Consider the following 17,484-nt stretch of genomic DNA (forward strand, 5'->3'; position numbering starts at 1 on the left):
ATATCGAAGCGGAAACGAAAACCGCGCAGCCTTCGCGCGGCTTGAAAGGTCGTTAAATGACCGGCGGCATCGGCGGTTGGTCGATGACGGCCGGAGTTTCGCGCGCCGCGCGCAGATCGCGCTTCAGGCGCCCGTTCTCGACGCGCATGCGGAAGATCGCGGGCACCGCGGACAGCAGGCCGGCAATCAGCCCGACGCCGAAGAACGCGAGGCCGATCAGGATCAGCGGAGCTTGCCATGCGTAGCCGGCGAGGAAATTCAGCGTCGCGGTTTGCGTATTGGCCAGCGCGAGCACCAGCAACAGCACGAACACCAATACCCGGATCAGCCAGACGATAAATTTCATGAAGCCCTCTCGATGATTGAGATTTCGCCGCGGCGCGCGCGACTCCCCTTCGCCGCGCCGAATCGACCCGTATTGTAAAGGATGCGTTTCTGCGTCAGCGCATCCGATGCATGCACGAACCCGCGCGCATCGGACACGTGCCGCAAAAATAAAAAAAGCGCCCGCAAGGGGCGCTCTTCTTCAGCCTTTGCCGGATGGGTTCCGGGCGGGCCGGGCGACGTTCAGCGATCGTCGTCCGGCTCGTCGGCCTTCAGCGGCTCACCTGCACGGCCGTCGACGCGTTCGCGCAATTCCTTGCCGGGCTTGAAGTGCGGCACGAACTTCTCGGGCACCTGCACTTTTTCCCCCGACTTCGGGTTGCGACCGACGCGGGCCGGGCGACGGTTGAGACCGAAGCTGCCGAAACCCCGAATTTCGATGCGATGCCCTTTGGACAGAGCATCGGACATCGCATCGAGCATCGTTTTCACCGCGAAATCCGCATCCTTGAGGACAAGTTGCGGAAATCGCGATGCCAGCTGCGCGACCAACTCGGATTTGGTCATACTTCAGCAGACCTCGTAAGGCTTACTGGTTCTGGCCGTCGAGCTTGGCCTTCAGCAGCGCGCCGAGGTTGGTCGTGCCCGTCGCGGCAGAGCTGGTGTCGGCTTGCAGGCCGCGGATCGCTTCCTGCTGCTCGGCCGAATCCTTCGCCTTGATCGACAGGTTGATGCCGCGCGACTTGCGATCGATGTTGATCACCATCGCGTTGACCTTGTCGCCTTCCTTCAGCACGTTGCGTGCATCTTCGACGCGATCCTGCGAGATTTCCGACGCACGCAGGTAGCCTTCGATGTCGCCCGTCAGCGTGATGACCGCGCCCTTCGCGTCGACCGACTTCACCACGCCGTCAACGATCGAGCCCTTGTCGTTCATTGCAACGTAGTTGCTGAACGGGTCGCCTTCGAGCTGCTTGATGCCGAGCGAAATGCGCTCCTTCTCGACGTCGATGCCGAGCACGATTGCCTCGACTTCGTCGCCCTTCTTGTACTTGCGAACCGCTTCTTCGCCAGCTTCGCTCCACGACAGGTCCGACAGGTGGACCAGGCCGTCGATGCCGCCCGGCAGACCGATGAACACGCCGAAGTCGGTGATCGACTTGATCGCGCCCGTGATCTTGTCGCCCTTCTTGAAGTTGCGGCTGAAGTCATCCCACGGATTCGGCTTGCACTGCTTCATGCCGAGGCTGATACGACGACGGTCTTCGTCGATCTCGAGGACCATGACTTCGACTTCGTCGCCCAGCTGGACAACCTTCGACGGAGCGACGTTCTTGTTCGTCCAGTCCATTTCCGACACGTGGACCAGGCCTTCGATGCCCGATTCCACTTCGACGAATGCGCCGTAGTCGGTGATGTTCGTGACCTTGCCGAACAGGCGGGTGCCCGACGGGTAGCGGCGCGAGATGCCTTCCCACGGATCGTCGCCCAGCTGCTTGATGCCCAGCGAGACGCGGTTCTTCTCCTGGTCGAACTTGAGGATCTTCGCGGTGACTTCCTGGCCAACCGACAGGACTTCGCTCGGGTGACGCACGCGGCGCCATGCGATGTCGGTGATGTGCAGCAGGCCGTCGATGCCGCCGAGGTCCACGAACGCGCCGTAGTCGGTGATGTTCTTGACCACGCCGTTGACGATCGCGCCTTCCTTCAGCGTCTCGAGCAGCTTCGCGCGCTCTTCGCCCTGGGTCGCTTCGATCACTGCGCGGCGCGACAGCACGACGTTGTTGCGCTTGCGGTCGAGCTTGATGACGCGGAATTCGAGCGTCTTGCCTTCGTACGGGGTCGTGTCCTTGACCGGACGGGTGTCGACCAGCGAACCCGGCAGGAACGCGCGGATGCCGTTGACCATCACGGTCATGCCGCCCTTCACCTTGCCGGTGATCGTGCCGGTGACGAGTTCGTTGTTGTCGAGTGCCTTTTCCAGCGACAGCCACGATGCAAGGCGCTTCGCCTTGTCGCGCGACAGGATCGTGTCGCCGTAGCCGTTTTCGAGCGCGTCGATCGCGACGGACACGAAATCGCCCGCCTGCACCTCAACCTCGCCCTGATCGTTCAGGAATTCCTCGATCGGAATGTAAGCCTCGGACTTCAGGCCTGCATTGACGACCACGAAGTTGTGGTCGACGCGCACGACTTCGGCGGAGATCACTTCGCCGGCGCGCATGTCTTGGCGGGTCAGCGACTCTTCGAACAGAGCCGCAAAGGATTCGGTATTCGGGTTGGAGGTTTGCAGGTCGGACATAAAAATCGGATTGTGCGTGGATCGTAGGGCCGCGCCGGCCGGAATGGTCGGCTACGAGGGCCAGAGCGAAAGCCACACGGGGTTAAGGGTTCAACACACGCTCCACGCTCACGCGCGGAGCACCTACTGCCGCACACCCGCCCTTTCAGGCGGGCTGGCCGAGCGCCCGGTACCACTGCAGCACCTGATCGACCGCCTGGTCGATCGAAAGCGCCGACGTATCGAGCAGCTTGGCATCTGCCGCGGGCTTCAGCGGCGCGGCCGCGCGATTGCTGTCGCGCGCGTCGCGCTCACGGAGATCCCGGAGCAAGTCATCAATATTAGCAGAAAAACCTTTTTGCATCAATTGCTTATGCCGTCTGGCCGCGCGCGCCTCCACGCTGGCCGTCAGGAACACCTTCAGCACGGCGTCCGGGAAGATCACCGTGCCCATGTCGCGGCCGTCCGCGACGAGGCCCGGCGTCTTGCGGAACGCGCGCTGGCGGGCAACGAGTGCGGTGCGCACCGGCGCGTGCACGGCAATCGCGGACGCGCGATTGCCGACCGCTTCCGCGCGAATGTCGTTCGACACGTCCGCGCCGTCGAGCTGCGCGCAGCCTTCGCGGAACGTGATATGAAGATCGTCGATCAGTTTCACGAGCGCGTCGACGTCCTCGGCCGCGATGTCGTAGCGCATGCTCGCCAGCGCGGCGAGACGGTACAGCGCGCCGCTGTCGAGCAGGTGAAAGCCGAGGTGGGCGGCGACGAGCGCCGCGACGGTGCCCTTGCCGGAAGCGGTCGGGCCGTCGATCGTGATGACCGGGGTCGGGTGAAAGGGTCGGTTGGATTTCATCGGAAGTACGGGGTCAGGCTTTCGCGAGCGCGGTGAAGCGGTCGAAATAGTCGGGGAACGTCTTGCCGACGCACTTCGGATCGTTGATGCGCACCGGCACGCCGCCCAGGCTCACGAGCGAGAAGCACATCGCCATCCGGTGATCGTCGTACGTGTCGATCGCCGCGTTCGGCGTGAGCTTTTCCGGCGGCGTGACGACCAGGTAGTCCGGCCCTTCCTCGACGGTCGCGCCGACCTTGCGCAGCTCGGTCGCCATCGCCGCGATGCGATCCGTCTCCTTCACGCGCCAGCTCGCGATGTTGCGCAGCGTGCTCGGGCCGTCGGCGAACAGCGCCGCGACCGCGATCGTCATCGCCGCGTCGGGAATCAGGTTGAAATCCATGTCGATCGCTTCGAGCTTGCCGTGGTCGTGGCCGATGCCGCGCACCTCGATCCAGTCGTCGCCCATCGTCACGTTCGCGCCCATCTGCATCAGCGCATTGGCGAAACCGACATCGCCCTGGATGCTCGCGCGCCCCACGCCCTCGACGCGCAGCGGGCCGCCGCCGAGCACGCCGGCCGCGAGGAAGTACGACGCCGACGACGCGTCGCCCTCGACCATGATCCGTCCCGGCGACTTGTAGCGGACGCCGGCCGGCACGACGAAGCGCTGCCAGCCGTCGCGCTCGACGCTCACGCCGAAGCGCGCCATCAGCTTGATCGTGATCTCGATGTACGGCTTCGAGATCAGTTCGCCGTCGACCTCGACGACGATCCGGCCGTCCGGCGCCTTCACGAGCGGCAGCGTCATCAGCAGCGCGGTCAGGAACTGGCTCGACACGTCGCCGCGCACGACGATCGGCGCGTCGACCTTGATCGACGCCGGTTTGATGCGCAGCGGCGGGAAGCCTTCGTTCTGCTCGTAGTCGATCTGCGCGCCGATCTGCCGCAGGCCGTCGACGAGATCGCCGATCGGCCGCTCGTGCATGCGCGGCACGCCGTGCACGCGATAGTCGCCGCCGTTGACCGCCAGCGCCGCCGTGAGCGGCCGCACCGCAGTGCCCGCGTTGCCGAGGAACAGGTCGGCCGTCCTCGCGGTAAACGCGCCGCGCGTGCCGGTGACGACGCAGGTGTCGCCGTCGCGCGCGAGCCGTACGCCGAGCTTGCCGAGCGCATCGAGCATCACGCGCGTGTCGTCGGAATCGAGCAGATTGGTGATCGTCGTTTCGCTTTCGGCGAGCGCCGCGAGCAGCAGCACGCGATTCGAGATGCTCTTCGAGCCGGGCAGGCGCACGGTGCCCGATGCGCTGGAGTACGGGCCGAGATCGAGATATTCCATGGGAGCTTCCTGTTATTTCCTGATCGTTTGGGCTGGCTGTCCGGGGGCCGGCTCGCCGGGCGCGTGCTTGCCGCCGCGCTCCTGCCACGCCGAGCGCGCGGCGCGCGAACGCGCGAACACGGTTTCGAGCGCCGCGCCGTCGCCGGCGTCGATCGCGGCCCGCAGCCGTTCGAGCACGCGCGTGTAGCCGTCGAGCTCGTCGAGCAGCGCGGCGCGGTTCGCGACGCAGATGTCGCGCCACATTTCGGGGCTCGATGCGGCGATGCGCGTGAAATCGCGGAACCCGCCCGCCGCATACGAGAATTTCAGTTCCGCGTCCGCCTCGCCGAGGATCTGCTCGACGAGCGCGAACGACAGCACGTGCGGCAGATGGCTCACCGACGCGAACACGCGATCGTGCTGCTGCGCGCTCATCGTCCGCACGTCGGCGCCGGTCGCTCGCCACATCGCGTCGATCCGCGCGACCGACGCCGCCGGATTTTCCGGCAGCGGGCACAGCACGACGTTGCGGCCGACGTACAGGTCCGGCAGCGCCGCCTCGACGCCGCTCGATTCCCGCCCGGCGATCGGATGCCCGGGCACGAACTGCGCGAGGCGCGCACCGAGCGCGTCGCGCGCGGCGGCCACCACGTCCGATTTGGTGCTGCCCGCGTCGGTGACGATCGTCGCATCGTCGAGCCACGGCGCGATGCGCGCGAGCAGCGGGCCCGTCTGCGCGACCGGCGCGGCCAGCAGCACCAGATCGGCGCCGGCGAGCGCGTCGCGCAATTGCGCATCGTCGTCGAGCGCCGCGGCGCGATCGATCACGCCGAGCGACACCGCCCGCTCGACCGACGCCGGCGAGCGACCGACGCCGACGATCTCGCCCGCGCCGCCCGGCGCGCGCTCGCGCAGCGCACGGGCCAGCGATCCGCCGATCAGGCCGACGCCGAAGATGACCAGTTTGTTGAATGCAAAGCCTGACACGACAAGAGCCAAGTTGCGCGTGGCGGCCGATGCCGCGCTACGCGAGAGTCCAGATTCCGGGCGGACCGGCGGCCGGCGCGATGCGCCGAACGTCGTCCTCCGCCCCGCCTTCGGCAGCGCCGACCGGCCTGCCTTGCCCACTCCGGCGCGATGCGCGCCGGCACGACCGCGACGCGCGCCGCGTCAGCGCGCGCGCGGATACGAACCGAGAATCTTCAGGAACGCGGCCTTCCGGCCGAGTTCCGAGAGCGCGGCCGTGACCGACGCGTCGTCCCGGTGCCCTTCGATGTCGATGTAGAAGTAGTACTCCCACGTGCCGACGCGCGCCGGGCGCGACTCGAAGCGGGTCATCGACACGCCGTGCCGCGCGAGCGGCTCGAGCAGCTTGAACACCGCGCCCGGCTCGTTCTTCACCGACACGATCAGCGAGGTCTGGTCGTGGCCGCTCGGCCCCGCCGGCTGCTTGCCGACGATCACGAAACGGGTGCGGTTGTGCGGATCGTCCTGGATCAGCGAGAACGCGATCTGCAGGCCGTAATGCGCGGCCGCGCGGTCGCCGGCAATCGCTGCAACCGTCGGATCGGCCGCCGCGAGGCGCGCCGCCTCGGCATTGCTCGCGACCGCCTGCCGCTCGAGTTGCGGCGCGTTCGCCGACAGCCATTGCTGGCACTGGGCCAGCGCCTGCGCGTGCGCGCACACGCGCTTCACGCCGTCGAGCGTGCCGTTCTGCGTGAGCAGGTTGTGGTGGATCGGCAGCGCGAGTTCACCGCTGATCAGCAGCTGCGTCTGCAGCAGCAGGTCGAGCGTGCGCGACACCGCGCCCTCGGTCGAATTCTCGACCGGCGCGACGCCGAACGCCGCGGCGCCCGCCTCGACCGAGCGGAACACCTCGTCGATCGACGGGCACGGCAGTCCTTCGATCGACTGGCCGAAATACTCGAACATCGCCTGTTCGCTGTACGTGCCGACCGGCCCGAGGAACGCGACGTGGATCGTCTGCTCGAGCGCGCGGCTCGCGGCCATGATCTCGCGCCAGATCGCGCTGATGTGCTCGCTCGCAAGCGGCCCCGCGCTCATGTCCTGCAGGCGGTTGATCACCTGCAGCTCGCGTTCCGGCCGGAACACCGGCGCGTTGAAGTGCTTCTTGACCTCGCCTACCTCGAGCGCCACCGCGGCGCGCTGGTTCAGGAGCTCGATCAGCTGCGCATCGATCGCATCGATGCGGTCGCGCAGCGGTTTCAGGCGGGAATTCAGTTCGTCGTCCATGCGTTTTGCCGTGCTGTTGACCAGCACCGGCGCCGTCAGGCGCGGTGCTGCTCGAAATCCTTCATATACTCGACGAGCGCCTTCACGCCCTCGAGCGGCACCGCGTTGTAGATCGACGCCCGCATGCCGCCGACGGACTTGTGGCCCTTCAGCTGCAGCAGCCCGCGCGCCTTTGCGCCGGCAAGGAAGTCTTCGTTGCGCGTTTCGTCGGCCAGGAAAAAGGGCACGTTCATCCGCGAACGCGCCGCCGGCTCGACCTTGTTCAAATAGAAGCTGCTCGCGTCGATCGTGTCGTAGAGCAGCTTCGCCTTCTCGATGTTGCGGGCCTCGATCGCCTTCAGGCCGCCCTGCCGCTTCAGCCACTGGAACACGAGGCCCGCGATGTAGATCGCGTAGGTCGGCGGCGTGTTGTACAGCGAGTTGTTCGCGGCGACCGTCTTCCATTCGAATGCGGACGGACAGATCGACAGCGCGCGATCGAGCAGGTCCTCGCGAACGATCACGAGCGTGACGCCCGCCATCCCGATGTTCTTCTGCGCGCCGCCGAACAGCACGCCGTACTTCGCGACGTCCATCGGGCGCGACAGGATGTGCGACGACACGTCCGCGACGAGCGGCACGTCGCCGAGATCCGGAATCTCGAACGTCTCGACGCCGTCGATCGTCTCGTTCGTGCACAGGTGCACGTAGGCGGGATCGTCCGACAGCTGCCATTCGGCACGGGCCGGCGCGCGCGTGTAGCCGGCGTCGGTCTTGCCGGTCGCGGCGAGATGCGGCGTGCCGTACTTCTTCGCCTCGCTGAACGACTTTTGCGACCACGAGCCCGTCACCACGAAATCGGCCGTCTTGCGCGACCCGAGCAGGTTCATCGGCACGACGGCGTTTTCCGCGATGCCGCCGCCCTGCAGGAACAGGATCCGGTGGCTCGCCGGCACGTCGAGCAGCTCGCGCAGGTCGGCGAGCGCCGTTTCGTGGATCGACATGAATTCCTTGCCGCGATGGCTCATCTCCATCACGCTCATGCCGCTGCCATGCCAGTCGAGCATTTCGTCGGCGGCTTGCCGCAGCACTTCCTCGGGCATCGCCGCGGGGCCGGCGGAGAAATTAAAGACGCGCATCGTGAAAACCTCGGGAGGGACGCGGCCGGCTCGCCGCCGGCAAAGGAACCGCGCCAGAAAAGGAATGGCCGCTTGCGCTCACGCGCAAACGGCCATTATCGCACTGTCGTCAGGCTCCCGCCAAACCCGGCCGCGCGGCCGGGGGCGGACCGCGACGGCTTACTTGCCCGGCTTGACTGCGGAAACTTCCTTGTCAGCCTGCGCGCGCGTCGCCTGGATCGCTTGCGGCATGTACTTCTGCATCAGGCCGTTGACCACGTCGCGGCCGACCTGATCCTGCACCTGGATGAACTTGCGGCCCGTCGTGCTCTTGTAGAACGTCGTCAGGTCCTTGATCTCCGACGTGCTGTAGTACTTCGCGTACGCGTCGTACTGAGCCTGCATCGCGTCGTTGTTGAACGCCTGCGTCGAGAACACCTTGCCCGCGCCGTCGACCAGCTTCGGCACCGCGTTCTTCTGCAGCGTCGGGACCGCAGCCTGCTTCTGCTTGTCGTTCAGCGTCTTGTTTTCCGACAGCGCGTCCGACAGGATCGCCGGCACCAGTTGCTTCGCCTGCATTTCAGCGCTGTTGCCGATTGCCGACACGAGCTTCGGCGCGTCGATCGCGTCGAGCAGGTCCTTGATCGCAGCCTTCTTGTCGGCGTCGATCGGCGCAGCTGCCGCCGGAGCCGGCGCGGGGTTCGACAGCGATTGCGCCATCGCGAACGTCGGCACCAGTGCAGCCAGCAGGACCAGTCGCTTGAATTGCTTTTGCATCATCACTCCCTTCTTGGAAATATGAATGGGTACTTCGCCGCACGCGGCGCGCTTGTTCGCGTTGCGCGCCTGCCTGCGGCCGCTCGAGAGTCACATCCTTGGTCAGGCTTCGCCGTCCGACGCCTCGTCGGCCTCGCCGTCGCCATCTTCGGCTTCCGCGATCTGCTGCAGGCCGGAGAGCTTCGTACCCTCGTCGAGGCTGATGAGTGTAACACCTTGCGTGGCGCGCCCCATTTCGCGAATCTCCGAAACGCGCGTGCGAATCAGGACGCCGGCCGTGGTGATCAGCATGATCTGGTCCTCGGCGTCGACGAGCGTCGCGGCGACCACCTTGCCGTTGCGCTCGGACGTCTGGATCGCGATCATGCCCTTCGTGCCGCGGCCGTGACGCGTGTACTCGGTGATCGGGGTGCGCTTGCCGTAGCCGTTCTCGGTCGCGGTGAGCACCGACTGCTCCTCGCTGCCCGCGACCAGCATCGCGATGACCTGCTGGCCGTCCTCGAGCTGCATCCCGCGCACCCCGCGCGCCTCGCGGCCCATCGGACGCACGTCGTTCTCGTCGAAGCGCACCGCCTTGCCGGCGTCGGAGAACAGCATCACGTCGTGCGCGCCGTCGGTGATCGACGCGCCGATCAGGTAATCACCGTCGTCGAGGCCGACCGCGATGATGCCCTTCTTCATCGGGCGGCTGAACGCCTCGAGCGGCGTCTTCTTCACGGTGCCGAGCGACGTCGCCATGAACACGAACTTGTCGGCCGAGAATTCCTTGACCGGCAGCACGACGTTGATCTTCTCGCCGTCCTGCAGCGGGAACATGTTGACGATCGGGCGGCCGCGCGAATTGCGCGAGCCCTGCGGCACCTCGTAGACCTTGACCCAGTACACGCGGCCGCGGTTCGAGAAGCACAGCATGTAGTCGTGCGTGTTCGCGATAAAGAGCGTCTCGATCCAGTCGTCTTCCTTCATCTGCGTCGCCTGCTTGCCTCGGCCGCCGCGCTTCTGCGCGCGGTACTCGGACAGCGGCTGCGACTTCACGTAGCCCGAATGGGACATCGTGACGACCATGTCCTGCGGGGTGATCAGGTCTTCGGTGTTCAGCTCGGTCGCGTTCAGCTCGATCTTCGAGCGGCGCGCGTCGCCGAATTCGGCCTTCACGGCGGTCAGCTCCTCGCCGATCATCACCGTGATCCGCTCGGGTCGGGACAGGATATCCAGCAGGTCTGCGATCTGCGCCATCACGTCGCGGTATTCACCGATGATCTTGTCCTGCTCGAGGCCGGTCAGGCGCTGCAGGCGCATCTGCAGGATTTCCTGGGCCTGCGTGTCGGACAACCTGTACAGGCCGTCGCCCTGCATGCCGAACGCCGGGTTCAGCCCCTCCGGACGATACGCGTCGCGGCCGCCTGCCGTGGCGTTCTCGGTCTCGGCGCGGGTGAGCATCTCGCGCACCAGCGACGAATCCCACGCCTTGGCCATCAGCTCCTGCTTCGCGATCGGCGGCGTCGGCGCGGCCTTGATGATCGCAATGAACTCGTCGATGTTCGCGAGCGCAACCGCGAGGCCTTCGAGCACGTGGCCGCGTTCGCGCGCCTTGCGCAGTTCGTAGACCGTCCGGCGCGTGAGCACTTCGCGGCGATGCGCGAGGAAGCACTGAAGGATTTCCTTCAGGTTGAGCAGCTTCGGCTGGCCGTCGACCAGCGCGACCATGTTCATGCCGAAGGTGTCCTGCAGCTGGGTCGCCTTGTACAGGTTGTTCAGCACCACTTCCGGCACTTCGCCGCGCTTGAGCTCGATCACGACGCGCATGCCGCTCTTGTCGGACTCGTCGCGGATGTCGGAGATGCCCTCGAGCTTCTTCTCGTTGACGAGCTCGGCGATGCGCTCGAGCAGCGAGCGCTTGTTGACCTGGTACGGCAGCTCGTCGACGATGATCGCCATCCGCTGGCCGCGGTCGATCTCCTCGAAGTGCGTGGCCGCGCGCATCACGACACGCCCGCGGCCGGTGCGATAGCCGTCGCGCACGCCGGCGACGCCGTAGATGATGCCCGCCGTCGGGAAGTCCGGCGCCGGGATGATCTCGATCAGCTCGTCGATCGTCGCTTCAGGGTTGTGCAGCAGGTGCTGGCACGCGTCGACGACTTCGTTCAGGTTGTGCGGCGGGATGTTGGTCGCCATGCCGACCGCGATGCCCGACGAGCCGTTGATCAGCAGGTTCGGGATCCGCGACGGCAGGATCAGCGGCTGCATCTCGCTGCCGTCGTAGTTCGGGCCGAAATCGACGGTTTCCTTGTCGATGTCGGCAAGCAGCTCGTGACCGATCTTCGCCATGCGAATTTCGGTGTAACGCATCGCGGCGGCGTTGTCGCCGTCGATCGAGCCGAAGTTGCCTTGCCCGTCGACCAGCATGTAGCGCAGCGAGAAATCCTGCGCCATCCGCACGATCGTTTCGTAGACCGCGCTGTCGCCGTGAGGGTGGTACTTACCGATCACGTCGCCGACGATACGCGCCGACTTCTTGTAGGCCCGGTTCCAGTCGTTGTTCAGTTCGTGCATCGCGAACAGGACGCGCCGGTGCACGGGCTTCAGGCCATCGCGGACATCCGGAAGGGCACGTCCGACGATCACGCTCATCGCGTAATCGAGATACGAACGGCGCATTTCCTCCTCGAGGGAGGTGGGCAGGGTCTCTTTGGCGAATTGATCCATGTATCCGTATCTTTTCGGAGCGAAGACGGGAACGCCTTTCGCATGAGCGCTGCATGCGCAACGCAACGCGAGATTCTAACATGCGCCCATCCGCAGCCAATTCGCGACCCCCAACTATATGTAAACAGCAAAAATCGGAGCTGCGGTGCGATGCCCGCCCCGGCCGCAATCGCGCCCTCCTTTGGTGCGCGGGCGAGTCCTGCGACGTGGCGTCGCGGCAGCGGGTAAACATAGGCGTCGTTTCCCGCAATTTCCCCGCTCCACTCTTGACAATCTCTAAAAGTTGCGGCAGGGCGGTGTTGCGCATGCGCCACAAACGGAGAGGCGATGTTGGGGTGGGGAGGATTTTTTTTCGTGGGAAGGGAACGATATGGCAAAATGCCAACGCACTGAAAGTTAGACGCTGCTCGAAGTCTACACAGAGCGGCGCCGCGTTTTTTGTGCCGCACCAATGTTATACTTCGAGCAATGTATGACTTGTCACCGTCAACAGGCTCGCAGTAAACCTGCGGTAATCTCAATTTCGAGAGGAGAAATATGAATAAACTTTCAAAGCTCGCGTTCATTGCAGCTACCGCAGTTATGGCTGCATCCGCATCGGCACAATCGGTGCCGGCATCGCGACAAGCCGTGAATGACAACTGGGTGAACGGTACCGGCGAATACGTCTGGATGAACGGCACGAACGAGCTTTGCTGGCGCGATGCATTCTGGACGCCGGCCACCGCCAACGCGAAGTGCGATGGCGCACTGGTCGCCCAGGCAGCCGCACCGACCCCGGTCGCACCGGCAGCTCCGGCAATCTCGAGCCAGAAGATCACGTATCAGGCTGACGCACTGTTCGACTTCGACAAGGCAACGCTGAAGCCGCTGGGCAAGCAGAAGCTGGACGACCTGGCTGGCAAGATCCAGGGCATGAACACGGAAGTGGTCGTCGCAACGGGCTACACCGACCGCATCGGTTCGGACAAGTACAACGACCGTCTGTCGCTGCGCCGTGCACAAGCCGTGAAGTCGTACCTGGTCAGCAAGGGCATCCCGGCCAACAAGATCTACACGGAAGGCAAGGGCAAGCGCAACCCGGTCACGACCGGCTGCAACCAGAAGAACCGCAAGCAGCTGATCGCCTGCCTCGCACCGGACCGCCGCGTGGAAGTCGAAGTGGTCGGTACGCAAGAAGTGCAGAAGACGACCGTTCCGGCACAGTAAGCCGCGGTCCTCGACTGCCTCAAAGCCCCGCCTCGGCGGGGCTTTTTCATTGACGCCTGCCGGGGCGCTCGCTGGCCTCGCCGTTCGCCCGCTTATATACTCGGGGCTTGATGCAGCGATGCATCGCCCTCCTCCCGTAGGCCCGTTTGCCGACATGACCAACGCCGATCCGCACGAACTCCAGAAATTCAGCGACCTCGCCCATCGGTGGTGGGATCCGAATGCCGAATTCAAGCCGCTGCACGACCTGAACCCGGTCCGGCTCGGCTGGATCGACGCGCACGCCCATCTGGCCGGCAAGCGCGTGCTCGACATCGGTTGCGGCGGCGGCATCCTGTCCGAATCAATGGCGGGGCTTGGCGCACAGGTGAAAGGCATCGACCTGTCCACCGAAGCGCTTGGCGTCGCCGACCTGCACAGCCTCGAGAGCGGCGTGACGGTCGACTACGAGGCAATCGCGGCCGAAGCGATCGCGGAGCGCGAGCCCGGCACCTACGACGTGGTCACGTGCATGGAAATGCTCGAGCACGTGCCGTCGCCGGCCAATGTCGTCGCGGCCTGCGCGACGCTCGTCAAGCCGGGCGGCTGGGTGTTCTTCTCGACGCTGAACCGCAACCTGAAGTCCTACCTGTTCGCGGTGATCGGCGCCGAGTACATCGCACAGATGCTGCCGAAGGGCACGCACGACTACGCACGTTTCATCCGTCCGTCGGAACTGGCCGGCTTCGTGCGCGCCACCGATCTGCACGTCGTGGAGATCAAGGGCATCACGTATCATCCGCTCGGCAAGCGCTTCGCGCTGTCGAACGACACCGACATCAATTACCTCGTCGCGTGCCGTCGCGGCGCGTGACAACGATTCGACCGGTATGACGACTTCCCTCTCGCCCACGCGGGCCGCGCCTGACGAATCGGGCCTGCAGCGCTGCGACGCGGTGCTGTTCGATCTCGACGGCACGCTCGCGGATACCGCGCCCGATCTCGCGGCCGCCGTCAACAAGATGCAGCGCGCGCGCGGGCTGACCGAGACCCCGCTCGACACGCTGCGGCCGCTGGCGTCCGCCGGCGCGCGCGGCCTGCTCGGCGGTGCGTTCGGCATCACCCCGCAATCGGCCGACTACGACGCGATGCGCGACGAGTTCCTGGCCAACTACGCAACCGACCTTTGCGTGCACACGACGCTGTTCCCCGGCATCGACACGCCTGCTCGACGAGCTCGACGCGCGCGGCGTGCGCTGGGGCATCGTCACGAACAAGGCGATGCGCCTGACCGAACCGCTCGTCGGCCTGCTCGGCCTCGGCCCGCGCGCGGCGTGCGTCGTCGGGGGCGACACGACGCCGCACGCGAAGCCGCACCCTGCCCCGTTGCTGCATGCGGCCGGGCAGCTGACGATCTCGCCCGAACGCATCGTCTACGTCGGCGACGACCTGCGCGACATCCAGGCCGGCAGCGCGGCGGGCATGGCGACCGTCGCGGCCGCCTACGGCTATTGCGGCGACGGCGCCGCGCCGGGAGACTGGCAAGCGCAGCACCTTGTCGAAACGACGCAGCAATTACGCGAGCTGCTGCGCGATGTTGGGCTATAATGTTGAATCTTATCCGCGGGGGCGACCTGGTTTCGACAGGGGTTGTGAAGCGGCTAGGGCATGTCGAGGACCCGTCACCTCGTTAATCAATGGGAAAAACGTAACTGCAAACGACGATACGTTCGCACTGGCAGCCTAAGGGCCGCCGTCCTCTGCCTAGTTCACTGACGGGCTAGCGTCGCAAGACCGGTAGCAATACCGCCAGAGGTCATTTACGTCAGTTAAGCCTTGGCGGCGTCGCGACGCCCGGGTCGAAAACTTAGCGAATCGCCGTAGTGCAGCGTGTTCGTCCGCGTCGCTGCGGTTAAATCAAATGACAGAACTAAACATGTAGAACTGGTCGTGGAGCGCTTCTGGACGCGGGTTCGATTCCCGCCGCCTCCACCAAATACACGGCAACGCAGTTCGGCGCGTTGCCAGGAAAAACCCGCGACAGCGTCACGCTTCGCGGGTTTTTTATTGCCGTTCGGCTGGTCCGAGCGCCCACAATCACACGTGCGGAGCGAAATTTCGCCGCGCGGCGATTTCCGTGTCGTGCCCCTGTCCTGCCGGATGTGTCTCGAACTCTTCCAATGCGGGAAGGCGCTCTGCCCGATCGCGGCCCGCGTTGAAACACAGCTGCCCTAGTACAGCCAGCCCGCAGCGCCCCGCAAACTTCCCGTCCAGACGAACAAAACCCCGCACGACACGCGTCTGCGGGGTTGCTTGTTGCCAACGAACGATACGTCACGCGCCATTTGAAAAAGCGCCCAGCCCCGGACGGGCTGGGCAGAATACCGCCGGTACGCCGGCGGCAGGAGGTGACGGACGTCCGCAGCCGCTCGCGCGGCGATCGACCGCGCCGAACGGCGTCTGCCCGACGGCGCGGGCCGGGAGCACGACACCTCGTCGCTCCCGGCCCGCGCTTTCGTCGGGCAGTGCGCAGCTTAGCTGCCGCGATACAGCAAGTTCATTTCGTCGGCAGTGGCCGGACGCACGCCCGCTGCGCGCGAACCGGACGCCGATGCGCCCTGCGCTTGCGCGCCGTAACCGCTGGCATCGACGCCTTGCGCCTGCGCGACGGCATTGCGCTGCTGCTCGGCGACGCGCGCGGTCGCGGCCTGGATCGCTTCCGGGTAATGCGGATCTTCACCGCGTGCCGAGTTGTAGCCAGCCTGCTGGAGCTGAACCAGTTCGGCGCGCACCTGCGCGCGGGTGATCTGCGAACCCGGCTGCGCGAACGACACGACCGGGGCAACGAGGGCTGCAGCAACGACGACGGCTTGAACGAGCGATTTCATGATGACCTACCTCCAGATTTGTCCGTTTTCGCGATGAACGCCTCGTTCATCGCTGACACCTGAAGTTTATGTAGGCAGTTGCTTAAGAATAAGGCAGGTTTCGGGAAGACATTCTTTCAGGATTACGGGTTAACCCTATAGTCCACCGGTGCACTGGCACCGTCCGAGTGCGCCGGATAAACGCGAGCCCCGCGAAGCGGCAGGCTTCGCGGGGCTCGGCAGACCGGCGCGCTGCGCGGCGATTGTGCTTACGCGCGCTGCGATCGGGAAGCGGTGGTTACTGCGTATCCATCGGGCACTTCAGGTTGCAGCCGTTCGGATCGCCCAGGTCGCCCTTGCGGCGCAGCGCGGACTTCTTGCCGCTCTGATATTTCTTCGACGGCGCCGACGCCGCAAACGGCATCTGCGGATGTTCATTCAACCGGAACTGGTCGCTCAGGATGCCGCCGGGCACGCCGGGCGAATTCTGCGCGAACGTGAGCGGCGAAGCGGCGATCAGCACCCCCGCGGTCAACGCTGCCGCGGCGAGGGGAAGGGAAAGTTTCATGGCGTGACGACGCCTGGCTGGCGTGCTTGTTGGAACGTTGATCGAGCGGCAAGCGTAGCGCAAATCCCCTGCTGCTGCAGCGCGCGCCGCACGCGCGTGCATTACCTTCCGTTGCCGCCCGGCACGGTGGCAGCGTCCCCGTCGAGCCCCGCCGCAACGCCGATCAGCGTGCCGCACGCGGCCGGATCGTAGCCGTCGAGACGCGCGACCCGCTCGACGTAGCGCGCATCGCGCAGCAGCGCCAGCACGCCGTCGAGCGGCCGCTCGTCGAGCCCTTCGCGCTCGCAAGCGAAGTAGTAATCCTCGTCGACGACCGGAATGAAATCGAGACCGAAATGATGCGCGGCCGGCTCGACGCCGAAGCCGAGATCGGCCATCCCGCTGGCGACGAACGCGGCGATCGCCGAATGGGTCAGCTCGGCCGACGCATAGCCGTTGATGCGTTCGGGATCGACACCGATCCGGCGCAACGCGAGATCCAGCAGCATGCGCGTGCCCGAGCCCGGCTGGCGGTTGACGAAGCGGATGTCGTCGCGCGCGAGGTCGGACAGGCCGCGCACCTGCTTCGGGTTGCCGCGCGGCAAGAACAACCCTTGCTTGCGCCGCGTCAGGTGGATCAGCACGTGGCGTGCGTCATCGAGCCAGGGGCGGTAGATCTGCGCGCATTGTTCGCGAAACTCGCCACGCGGCAGATGGAACCCCGCCAGCTCGCATTCACCGCGCGCGAGCGCCTGCACGGCCTCGACGCTCTCGCGATACTTGATGTCGACCGCCGCATGCGCGTCGACCAGGGCAGAGACGAGCGCCGCAACCGCATAACCGTGCGACGCGTGGATCCGCACGCCGCCGTCGCGCTGCGCGAGCCGCCGGTTCAGGTCGCTCGCGACTTCGGCGGCCAGCGCGCGCAGGTTCCCGTCGAGACGGCTGCGTGCGAGGCGCTGTGCGTCGACGACCGCCTGCCCGAGCTCGGACAGCACCGAGCCCTTGCCTCGCGCGGTTTCGATCAGCGCGCCGCCGACGCAGGCCTCCAGCGCGCGCAGCAACCCCCATGCATGCCGGTACGACAACCCCTTGGCCTGCGCCGCCTGCGCGATGCTGCCCGTCCCGGCGACGAGCTCCAGCAGCGGCGCGACGTCCGACAGGCTCGCCTTGCGCCCCTCGCTGTCGCGCACGATCAGATTTGCGTCGCATTCGACTCGAATCATTTATGCACCCTGACTTCCTATTGCGACCACTCAATGTTCCGCTTATCGTTGACCCAAATCCAACAGAA

Annotated in this window: 15 protein-coding genes, 1 other RNA gene and 1 pseudogene; 4 read left to right on the forward strand and 13 right to left on the reverse strand. The window is 65.7% G+C overall.

All coding sequences use genetic code 11. The features are described 5' to 3' along the window. Positions 1 to 52: 52 nt before the first annotated feature. The 10 genes from WJ35_RS06895 to gyrA form a co-directional block, all read right to left on the reverse strand. Entirely contained in the window at positions 53 to 346 is a 294-nt protein-coding gene (locus WJ35_RS06895) for a LapA family protein (protein ID WP_010091746.1), read from the reverse strand. A gap of 221 nt (positions 347 to 567) precedes the next feature. Then, positions 568 to 891: an integration host factor subunit beta gene (locus tag WJ35_RS06900; RefSeq protein ID WP_010091745.1), complete on the reverse strand. Its 324-nt coding sequence runs from the start codon at positions 889 to 891 to the stop codon at positions 568 to 570. Between the two features lie 22 nt (positions 892 to 913). Continuing rightward, entirely contained in the window at positions 914 to 2,626 is a 1,713-nt protein-coding gene (rpsA, locus tag WJ35_RS06905; RefSeq protein WP_010091744.1) for a 30S ribosomal protein S1, read from the reverse strand. Between the two features lie 145 nt (positions 2,627 to 2,771). Next, complete coding sequence (gene cmk, locus WJ35_RS06910) at positions 2,772 to 3,458, reverse strand: (d)CMP kinase (RefSeq protein ID WP_060231210.1); 687 nt, start codon at positions 3,456 to 3,458, stop codon at positions 2,772 to 2,774. 13 nt (positions 3,459 to 3,471) lie between these two features. Beyond that, positions 3,472 to 4,776: a 3-phosphoshikimate 1-carboxyvinyltransferase gene (gene aroA, locus WJ35_RS32040; protein ID WP_060231212.1), complete on the reverse strand. Its 1,305-nt coding sequence runs from the start codon at positions 4,774 to 4,776 to the stop codon at positions 3,472 to 3,474. Positions 4,777 to 4,788: 12 nt separating this feature from the next. Next, positions 4,789 to 5,742, reverse strand: a complete 954-nt coding sequence (locus WJ35_RS32045) for a prephenate dehydrogenase (protein WP_060231214.1) — start codon at positions 5,740 to 5,742, stop codon at positions 4,789 to 4,791. 183 nt (positions 5,743 to 5,925) lie between these two features. Continuing rightward, positions 5,926 to 7,008 (reverse strand): prephenate dehydratase, encoded by a 1,083-nt coding sequence (pheA, locus tag WJ35_RS06925; protein WP_060231252.1) that lies wholly within the window; start codon positions 7,006 to 7,008, stop codon positions 5,926 to 5,928. Between the two features lie 35 nt (positions 7,009 to 7,043). Next, the gene (gene serC / locus WJ35_RS06930; protein ID WP_060231215.1) at positions 7,044 to 8,126 is read right to left on the reverse strand and encodes a 3-phosphoserine/phosphohydroxythreonine transaminase; all 1,083 of its coding nucleotides are present in this window, start codon (positions 8,124 to 8,126) and stop codon (positions 7,044 to 7,046) included. Between the two features lie 159 nt (positions 8,127 to 8,285). Beyond that, positions 8,286 to 8,882: a DUF2059 domain-containing protein gene (locus tag WJ35_RS06935; RefSeq protein ID WP_060231254.1), complete on the reverse strand. Its 597-nt coding sequence runs from the start codon at positions 8,880 to 8,882 to the stop codon at positions 8,286 to 8,288. 102 nt (positions 8,883 to 8,984) lie between these two features. After that, a complete protein-coding gene (gene gyrA / locus WJ35_RS06940; protein WP_029226461.1) occupies positions 8,985 to 11,588 on the reverse strand; it encodes a DNA gyrase subunit A in 2,604 nt (867 codons plus the stop codon). A 537-nt stretch (positions 11,589 to 12,125) separates the two neighbouring features. On the opposite strand from gyrA, the gene ompA reads away from it, so the two are divergent. From ompA to ssrA, 4 genes and pseudogenes are all read left to right on the forward strand, one after another. Further along, entirely contained in the window at positions 12,126 to 12,797 is a 672-nt protein-coding gene (gene ompA / locus WJ35_RS06945) for an outer membrane protein OmpA (RefSeq protein ID WP_010091734.1), read from the forward strand. Positions 12,798 to 12,951: 154 nt separating this feature from the next. Further along, positions 12,952 to 13,650, forward strand: coding sequence for a bifunctional 2-polyprenyl-6-hydroxyphenol methylase/3-demethylubiquinol 3-O-methyltransferase UbiG (gene ubiG, locus WJ35_RS06950; protein WP_010091733.1), 699 nt, complete (start codon positions 12,952 to 12,954; stop codon positions 13,648 to 13,650). Between the two features lie 16 nt (positions 13,651 to 13,666). Next, positions 13,667 to 14,384 (forward strand): annotated as a pseudogene (gene gph / locus WJ35_RS06955) (phosphoglycolate phosphatase). Between the two features lie 17 nt (positions 14,385 to 14,401). Beyond that, positions 14,402 to 14,771, forward strand: a transfer-messenger RNA (tmRNA) gene (gene ssrA, locus WJ35_RS06960). Positions 14,772 to 15,310: 539 nt separating this feature from the next. Here ssrA and WJ35_RS06965 read toward each other — a convergent pair. The 3 genes from WJ35_RS06965 to WJ35_RS06975 all read right to left on the reverse strand — a co-directional run bounded on the left by WJ35_RS06965 (position 15,311) and on the right by WJ35_RS06975 (position 17,416). Next, a complete protein-coding gene (locus WJ35_RS06965; RefSeq protein WP_010091731.1) occupies positions 15,311 to 15,664 on the reverse strand; it encodes a DUF4148 domain-containing protein in 354 nt (117 codons plus the stop codon). 277 nt (positions 15,665 to 15,941) lie between these two features. Then, the gene (locus WJ35_RS06970; RefSeq protein WP_069238953.1) at positions 15,942 to 16,211 is read right to left on the reverse strand and encodes a hypothetical protein; all 270 of its coding nucleotides are present in this window, start codon (positions 16,209 to 16,211) and stop codon (positions 15,942 to 15,944) included. Between the two features lie 101 nt (positions 16,212 to 16,312). Continuing rightward, positions 16,313 to 17,416: a substrate-binding domain-containing protein gene (locus WJ35_RS06975; RefSeq protein WP_069238954.1), complete on the reverse strand. Its 1,104-nt coding sequence runs from the start codon at positions 17,414 to 17,416 to the stop codon at positions 16,313 to 16,315. Positions 17,417 to 17,484 lie beyond the last annotated feature (68 nt).

Source organism: Burkholderia ubonensis, from assembly GCF_001718695.1.
Lineage (GTDB): Bacteria > Pseudomonadota > Gammaproteobacteria > Burkholderiales > Burkholderiaceae > Burkholderia > Burkholderia ubonensis_B.